7 protein-coding genes and 1 pseudogene are annotated in these 7,961 nt (G+C 42.5%); 2 read left to right on the forward strand and 6 right to left on the reverse strand.

Annotated features, from left to right (window positions below):
- Positions 1-99 precede the first annotated feature (99 nt).
- Positions 100-792 carry a Crp/Fnr family transcriptional regulator gene (locus tag JCM21738_RS10010; RefSeq protein ID WP_023615306.1) on the forward strand — a complete coding sequence of 231 codons (693 nt, stop codon included), beginning with the start codon at positions 100-102 and terminating at the stop codon, positions 790-792.
- Between the two features lie 53 nt (positions 793-845).
- On the opposite strand, the gene JCM21738_RS10015 is transcribed toward JCM21738_RS10010, so the two are convergent.
- The 4 genes from JCM21738_RS10015 to JCM21738_RS10030 form a co-directional block, all read right to left on the reverse strand.
- On the reverse strand, positions 846-1,562 hold the full coding sequence (locus tag JCM21738_RS10015) for a YwiC-like family protein (protein WP_023615307.1): 717 nt from the start codon (positions 1,560-1,562) through the stop codon (positions 846-848).
- Between the two features lie 140 nt (positions 1,563-1,702).
- The gene (locus JCM21738_RS10020) at positions 1,703-2,131 is read right to left on the reverse strand and encodes a respiratory nitrate reductase subunit gamma (RefSeq protein ID WP_023615308.1); all 429 of its coding nucleotides are present in this window, start codon (positions 2,129-2,131) and stop codon (positions 1,703-1,705) included.
- A gap of 135 nt (positions 2,132-2,266) precedes the next feature.
- Complete coding sequence (gene mobB / locus JCM21738_RS10025; protein WP_243462976.1) at positions 2,267-2,788, reverse strand: molybdopterin-guanine dinucleotide biosynthesis protein B; 522 nt, start codon at positions 2,786-2,788, stop codon at positions 2,267-2,269.
- Positions 2,718-4,037, reverse strand: a complete 1,320-nt coding sequence (locus JCM21738_RS10030; RefSeq protein ID WP_081742100.1) for a molybdopterin molybdotransferase MoeA — start codon at positions 4,035-4,037, stop codon at positions 2,718-2,720. The genes mobB and JCM21738_RS10030 overlap by 71 nt, the downstream gene beginning before the upstream one ends.
- Positions 4,038-4,259: 222 nt before the next feature.
- Here JCM21738_RS10030 and ric point away from each other — a divergent pair, with 222 nt between their 5' ends.
- Entirely contained in the window at positions 4,260-4,958 is a 699-nt protein-coding gene (gene ric / locus JCM21738_RS10035; RefSeq protein ID WP_023615311.1) for an iron-sulfur cluster repair di-iron protein, read from the forward strand.
- 44 nt (positions 4,959-5,002) lie between these two features.
- On the opposite strand, the pseudogene cls reads toward ric, so the two are convergent.
- Together cls and moaA are read right to left on the reverse strand one after the other, a co-directional pair.
- Positions 5,003-6,512: pseudogene (cls, locus tag JCM21738_RS10040) on the reverse strand (cardiolipin synthase).
- A gap of 227 nt (positions 6,513-6,739) precedes the next feature.
- A complete protein-coding gene (gene moaA, locus JCM21738_RS10045; protein ID WP_023615313.1) occupies positions 6,740-7,756 on the reverse strand; it encodes a GTP 3',8-cyclase MoaA in 1,017 nt (338 codons plus the stop codon).
- Positions 7,757-7,961 lie beyond the last annotated feature (205 nt).

Consider the following 7,961-nt stretch of genomic DNA (forward strand, 5'->3'; position numbering starts at 1 on the left):
CACAATTTTATTGCTGGCTTTGTATGCTTTACAATATAATAATATTAATATTAGATACGGAAGGGAGTATAAATTTCCCTTAAATAAGGTGGTATTCATATGTTGACTGCAACAACGTTGTCACCAAATTTGAATAAGCTTTTTGAAAAGGTCCACAGAATCAAAAGCATTGACAAAGGGCGCTTCCTTTTTGAAGAAGGCAATTCCGCAGATGAGCTATACATTATTCAGAGCGGCAAATTTCAGATCAGCAAGATGGTACCAGATGGACGCGAGCTGACAATCAGAATGTGTTCAGCTGGGGAATTGGTTGGAGAGTTATCTTTGTTCAGCCCGGCATCACAGCATATCTTGAATGCCCGCGCCTCAGAAAGCGGGACGGTGGCGGTTATTCAAAAGGATAAGCTCGAAGCTGAAATTGAAAAGGATAGCGGGCTGGCATTGGAACTCGTAAAGTGGCTTTCCCTGCAGCACCGCAAATCGCAAACGAGGTTCAGGGACCTTGTCCTTCATGGGAAAAAAGGTGCTCTGTACTCAACTCTCATCCGAATGGTGAACAGTTACGGAGTGAAAACGGAAGATGGCTTGAAGATTGATGTATCACTGACGAATCAGGAACTCGCAAATTTTTGTGGAACTTCACGTGAAGTCGTGAACAGATTATTGAGCGACTTAAGGAAAAGTAAAATCATCTCAATTGATAAAGGATACATTACCGTCCATGCACTCAATCGCCTAAAAAGAGAAATAGATTGTGAGAATTGTTCGATTGAGATATGCAATATTGAATAGAAAAAGCCGCCAGATTTACTGGCGGCTTTACTTATTGATTTTTGCATTGGATATTACAGGATTGCAAGCAGCATGATGACAAAAAACAAAACTGCGTTCACGATTTCGTATATCCCTACCTTCATGACAGAAAGTGGTTGGCCGTAAAACGCAACAGCTCTGATCAAGCTAGGAATGGCAGCCGCCGCGGCGATTGCTTCTCCAGCTCCAAGCCATAAAATCGGTACCAGGAGATGGTACGTCCAGGAAATCCATTTGAATTGACTATTTTTCTTTTCGCGGATCATTGTTTTCACGTAAAATGTACTACCCGTGAAAAATAGTATCGCTGCGGCAAAAACGAGAACCGCATTTTCATTGATCTCTCCATTAGGAAGATAACTGCTTGCCAGTCCGGCTATAGAGAATACAACGATGGCACTTAGATCATTCAGTAGGGCCCGCTCTTTATTTTTAGCCGAGAAGTACGCATTAATCATAAAAAACGGAATCATTGCAAGGCCGAAGGTTACGATTGTTGGCGTAGTGAACAATGGAACCATTAAGAACACAAGCGCAGGAATTATATAAATAAGCGCCCATTTACGATAAAACGGAATTCTCTTTTTCTTGAACATCAATAGAAGCGGATATGTTCCTGAATATAGTAAAAGCCATCCAATGAAAAACGGGATATGCTGCCAGACTATTTCACTTGCCGCTGCTCCAAGCCAGAAAGGGATGATCAACATCGCCCAGGCCCCATGCTGTTTTGGCATAAATAACTTCATGAATGAACACTCCCTTATGTTTCCTAACTTAAATATAATGCAGGCAAATGAATGGATAAGTGAAACATATCACATATTTTAGTGTGGATAGCCAACTGACACCGAACTGTCAAAAAGAAAAAAGAGACTGAATACACGAATCAGCCTCTTCTTTCGAATTGCAGTTTTAAAAAGATTTTCTTTATATATAAGTGCGGTTTTAATAAATAATAAATTTCTTTCGTGAATGCCAGACTTAATAGGAACAGGAATACAATAATGAAATGCACCTTTGAGAGAATGGAGACGTCCGTGACCAAGCTCATGTCTGGCTGCAGTTGTGCAAGGCTGATGAGCCATCTAAACAGCAATACTGGTTCGTACGCTATGCTGGTAGACAACACGATAGCAATGCCTGTTGCTGTGCTGGCAGCCATGAGTGTTTTCACGACGACAAGCAGAAACCTTCCTGCCTTCGAACGTGTTCCATCTTCTCTTGATGCATCGTATTGCCAAACGAGCCCCATCGCCACTATCGCCGCAACCGAATACGGATATACAATCCATAAAAATATTTGTAGCATTTCCATCGCTCTCACCTCACTCATATCTCACAACAAGAACCCCATTTAACATTCTAACCGGGTAATTATGAAGTGACAGTGACAAAAGTCGCCGTATATGTCTAAAAAAGAACTTTTTCTTTAACGACTAAAGGAAATCCCCTATTGTGTACCGGTGATGTACTCTATAATCCAACTGACTCCTTCGTTAATATCAAGAACAGGGAGAGACGAATCTTTTAACACGTTTGCCAACTCCGAATTTCGGCATAAAATCACCTTGATATTATGCAGCTTTCCCACCAGCTCCAAATCGCTTTCATCACGGAGGATGACGGCCTTGGGATAGGGTTCATTCTTATACCCTTCTATCAAGATGACATCAGGCTTGAAGAAGGACAGCATGTCTATTTCTTCAGATAAAGACCATTTATCATTTTCAGCATGAATAACCATCCGGCCGCCCCCTTCTACAAGTGAGACAGCTGCTCCTGCCTTTACATGCTTGTCAGAATCCTTCTCCTCAACAATTTCCGGCCTGCCGCCATGCCCGTGGTGTTTGACTGTCGCAACTTTCAGCCCTTTTGCAGCCAGCTGCTGGATCAATTTTAGGCTAAGTGTCGTTTTGCCGCTGTTTTGGTATCCTGCAACCTGGAACAGCACCGGTTTTACCAAGCCAATCACTGCCAACATGGTCCTCCAGCAACAGAACTTCCACCTCTGATCCTTCTTCAAAGCCTCTTGTACCGCCAGGCAGAATCATGAGGGAATTAGCTCCAGCGAGGCTCATGATAATATTCGATTTATCCAGGCCGCTAGGTGTCACTACAAGTTTGCCATTCTCGACTCTAAGAGCACTCCTTACAAATCTAGTAAATGGATTTGCTTTAGGGAAATTGGCATCAAGAATCGCTTTTTCCTTCCTCAAATGCGGTTGTTCAGTGAAGAGCATCGTCCTGATGATTGGACGAGCGAACAACTCAAAGCCAACATAGCATGCAGAAGGATTTCCGGACAGGCCAAACAATAACTTGCCGTCAAGCTGCGCTACAGTAGTGACGCTCCCCGGTCTCATCGCTACTTTATTGAACAGCACCTCTGCTCCGAGCTTTGCATAAATCTCTGGAAGATAGTCGTAATCCCCGACGGAAACCCCTCCGGTCGTAATGAATAGATCTACTTCCTCAATAGCTTTGCTTACTGCATCAAAGCATGTATCAAAATCATCAGGAAGCTGGCCAAAGTATTTCACTTCTGCCCCAGCACGAAGAATCTGCGCGGATATCATATAAGAGTTGCTGTTGCGGATTTTGCCTGGCTCAAGCGGTTCATCAACATCAAGCAATTCAGTTCCTGTTGCATAAAGTCCGATTACCGGCTTTCTCGAAACAGGTACTTTGGCGTATCCAAAAGTAGCCAGCATCGCCTGGATTCCTGGATTGATGAACGTGCCTTTTTTAACAAGCACTTCCCCTTCCCTTGCATCTTCTCCACGGTAGGAAACATTTTCTCCCTCCTTATGCTTGCGCTTCGTTTCCATGTATTTTTTTCCGTCACGTTCGATCTCCCTGGCCAATTCAAGCATGACAACCGAATCGGCACCAACAGGCATCTGTGCTCCTGTCATGATCCTGACTGTCTGGAATGGCCCAAGTTCTTTATCCGTAAGCATCCCGGCACCGATATGGTCTACCACTTCAAATTCAACAGCGTGATTTTGAGAAGCTTCCTGAGTATCGATAGAACGAATTGCATATCCATCGTATGGCGCTCTGTCGAAATGCGGCACATCGCTGGTAGCTTTCAAGTCCTCCGAAAGATAGCGTCCATAGCTTTCATTGATTGAAACACATTCAGTGGAGCCTTCTTGCTTGTGCTCCATCACTCTTTTAACTGCCTCTCCAATCTGGATAGGGTTTCTTTTCTCTAACATATAATCAGCTCCTATTGCAGGCTTAACTTCTAAATTTACCCTTTTCATTATAAGAGTAATGTAAAAATGAAAACATAACAAACCTCACAGTATTCTCTCATAAAATCTCCCGAAAATATGTAGATTTTTTGTGAAGTGTGATGCACATCACCAAATAGTAAAACCATTTCTTTTATGATGAGTATGTAAACAGTATAAAATAATTTACTGGAGGTTTCTTACATGAAAATGCCTTTTGATGAAAATTCTTTAGTTAAAGATATTGTCAATATATTCCCGCAATCAAGTGATTTATTCAAGCAGAATAGACTGGATTTCTGCTGCGGCGGAAACCGTCCTCTAGCAGAAGCGGCTGTCGAACAAAACCTGGATATACCTGCAATCATGACTGAACTCGAAGAGCTATATCGCAAGCATAACGGTACTGCAGAAAGCATGGAGGTTTGGACAGAAACTGATTCTGCGGAATTGATCGACCATATCAAAAACAAATACCACCGCGAGCTTGAAGAAGAATTAAAATTGCTCAGCCCGTATGTAACAAAGGTTGCAAAAGTCCATGGCGACCGCCACGAAGAACTGTTGAAAGTCTATGAGCTTTTCTACGAGTTGAAGAAAGATCTCCTGGAACATACAGCAAAAGAGGAAGCGACTGTCTTCCCGCTGTTGCTTCAGCTCGATACTGCCAATGAAGAAAAGCGTGCCGAAATAATCGCAGAAATCACAGAACTGGAAAAGGAACACGACCATGCTGGCTCCATCCTAAAACAACTGCGTGAAATCACAGCTGACTTCAACCCGCCTATCGATGCTTGCGGAACGTACCGTTTAGTATACAAGCGTCTCGAAGCACTTGAATCACATACTTTCATGCATGTGCATTTGGAAAACAACATCCTGTTCCCAAGGTATATTGCATAACTATCAAAAAGACCTCATCCTTGACGAGGTCTTTTTTAATTGCTTTATAAAGCCCCGGAGAACAGCCGCGCGAACGATTCTTTCGTTCGTTCCCATAGGCCGCGCTTATGATACTGGACTGGGCTGATTTTTTCAGAATCCTCAAGATCTTCTTCATAATGAGCCACAAGGTCCCTGATTGAGCTTGTACCAAACAAGAAGACATTGACTTCAAAATTCAGATGGAAGCTCCGCAGGTCTAAATTGGCTGTGCCTATGGAAGCGATATTTCCATCGACAATGATGACCTTCTGGTGCAGAAAGCCTTTTTTGTATGAGTATATTTCAGCACCATTCCGCAATAGCTCCGAAAAGTAAGAACGGCTCGCATATTGCGTCAGATAGCTGTCATTGATTTCAGGCACCATGATTCTTACTTCAATCCCCTTTGCTGCCGCTACTCTCAGCGCAGTGCGGATTGCTTCATCTGGGACAAAATAAGGTGTGGCGATCCAAATCGATTTTGCTGCACAGGACATCATCGTATAATAAAAATCACTCATGATTCCCTGCTGTGTATCGGGACCGCTTGGCACCACCTGGATCGCACCATCCAGCTCATCATCTTCATGAGGTTTTTTCTCTGCCCGGTGGTACTCCAGGACTTTCTCGCCGCTAATATATTCCCAATCAAGCAGGAACACATAGTGAAGTATATACAGACTCTCCTGTCAGCAGCATGTGAGTGTCACGCCAGAAACCGATTTTATCATCTTCCCCTAAATACTCAACTCCGACATTCAACCCTCCAGTAAAACCGATTTTCCCATCGATTATGACGATTTTCCTGTGGTTGCGGAAATTGAATTTCTGATTGAAGAATCCATACTTCAGCGGTGAAAAAGGAGCCGCTTTTATGCCTGCTTCCTGCATATCCTTTAAATCAGTGGCCGCGATCTTCATGCTTCCAGCAGCATCAAAAATGAACAACACCTCGACACCCTGCCGCGCTTTTTCAATCAGAATATCAATAATCTCTTTGCCAAGCCTGTCAGACCTGAAGATATAATATTCCATGTGAATGAACTTTTTTGCCTCTCTCAGCCTTTTTTTAATCTCCGTAAAAGTCTCTTCACCATTTTTCAAAATTTTCGCCCTGGAAGCAGTTGTAATCGGAGTCAATGTTGCATTCTTTGCATACTGCGCAAAGCACTGCTGATTCTCGATCAGGAAAGAGAGGTCCCTCGACTCTTCCTTCCTCATCTGTTTTTCCCACTGGTCACGATCCCTCGTACGCTTGCTTTTATATAAATATCCCTTCAAATACAACTGCCCTGAGAATAGGTAGAAGAAATAACCGCCAACAGGAAAAAGCAGCATGACATACATCCACATCAGCGTGTGCTGTGCCGAGCGGTTTTCAAGCATCAAAGAATACATGCTGATAAAGATGATCACCGCATAAATCAATATGGCTGTTACTTTGATCGCCTGACTATAATCAGTAAAAAACACGACATAAAAACATGCCATTAAAATAAATACAAATAAAAACTCAAGTCTTCTCTTTAGCATCCGGCATTCTCCAACAAATTTATAGTAGATTTATTTATACCCTAAAATCATTTGTTCGGAAACATAGTATGCCCAAATTTGCCAGCGGCCAGAAAAACACAACAGCCTGATTAGACCTAGTATTTTGTGTGATCGAGAGTTTTCAGACGAAGTGGTGGCTACTGGTGTATGCGTGACCTATTGAGCAGTAATAAAAATGGAGTCTAAAAAAGACCCCCGAAGGAGTCTTAGCCGCCAATATAGGACATTTCAATTTTCTTTCTGTTTGCAACTGTTTCAGCAGTGCGTTCATCCGAATAGCGGTCCGTTCTATGGTTCCAGACGTCCTTAATGCGTGCCCGAAGTTCATCATCTGAAGCTCCAGCGCGCATGAAGTCGCGGATATCGTGGCCATTGCCGTTGAACAGGCATGTGAATATCTGGCCGTTCGCAGACAAACGTGACCTTGTGCAGCTTGAGCAGAATGACTCTGATACCGAAGAAATGAAGCCTACATTGATATTACTACCTTTATAACGGTATTTCTTAGCAACTTCACCGAAATATTCAGGATCAACTGGTTCTAGTTCGTAGTGCTCGCTGATTAAGTCGTGGATTTGCTTCTTTGTGATCACATCATCCATTTTCCAACCGTTCGTGCTGCCCACATCCATGTATTCAATATAACGAAGCTCCAGGCCTTCTTTTTTGCAGAATTCAGCCATTGGAAGGATTTCTGTATCATTGAGCCCCTTTTTGATTACTGTATTGATTTTCACACCCAAGCCAGCCTTCCTCGCTGCATCAATTCCTTTTAATACCGGTCCGACACCAACATTCCGGCCATTGATTCGGCCGAACAGTTCATCTTTTAAACTGTCCAGACTGATATTGACCCGTTTTAAGCCAGCAGCATACAGCTCATCAGCATATTTTGGCAGCATTACACCATTAGTGGTCAAAGCGATATCCTTTAATCCTTCGATCTCATTCAGCATTCTAACGAGAATCGGCATATCCTTACGCATTAACGGCTCGCCGCCTGTAAGCCTGATTTTTTCTACACCTAGTTCAATGAATAATTTGGCCACACGCTCAATTTCTTCATATGACAGCAGTTCGCTTTTTGGCAAGAACGCAAAATCAGGTCCGAAAATTTCAGCAGGCATACAATACTGACAGCGGAAATTGCATCGATCTATAACAGAAATACGCAAGTCTCGGAGCGGTCTATTTAATTGATCTTTTATTATGCTTTTTACCATTAGTGTCAACTCCAATTATAGAAGTTATGATTATTGACATTGTAACAGCAACAAATATTGTTAACTGTTAATATTCTCACAGTAACATCAATAGTCCTCTATTAAAATAGTAGAATTCATCCTTATGTCTATATTACAACATAAAAACTGCCAGGATAGTGTTTTTCTTAAGAATTGTCATTATGTTGTCATATTATCTAAAATA

Origin of the sequence: Mesobacillus boroniphilus JCM 21738, from assembly GCF_000517385.1 — a bacterium.
Taxonomy (GTDB): Bacteria; Bacillota; Bacilli; order Bacillales; family Cytobacillaceae; genus Mesobacillus; species Mesobacillus boroniphilus.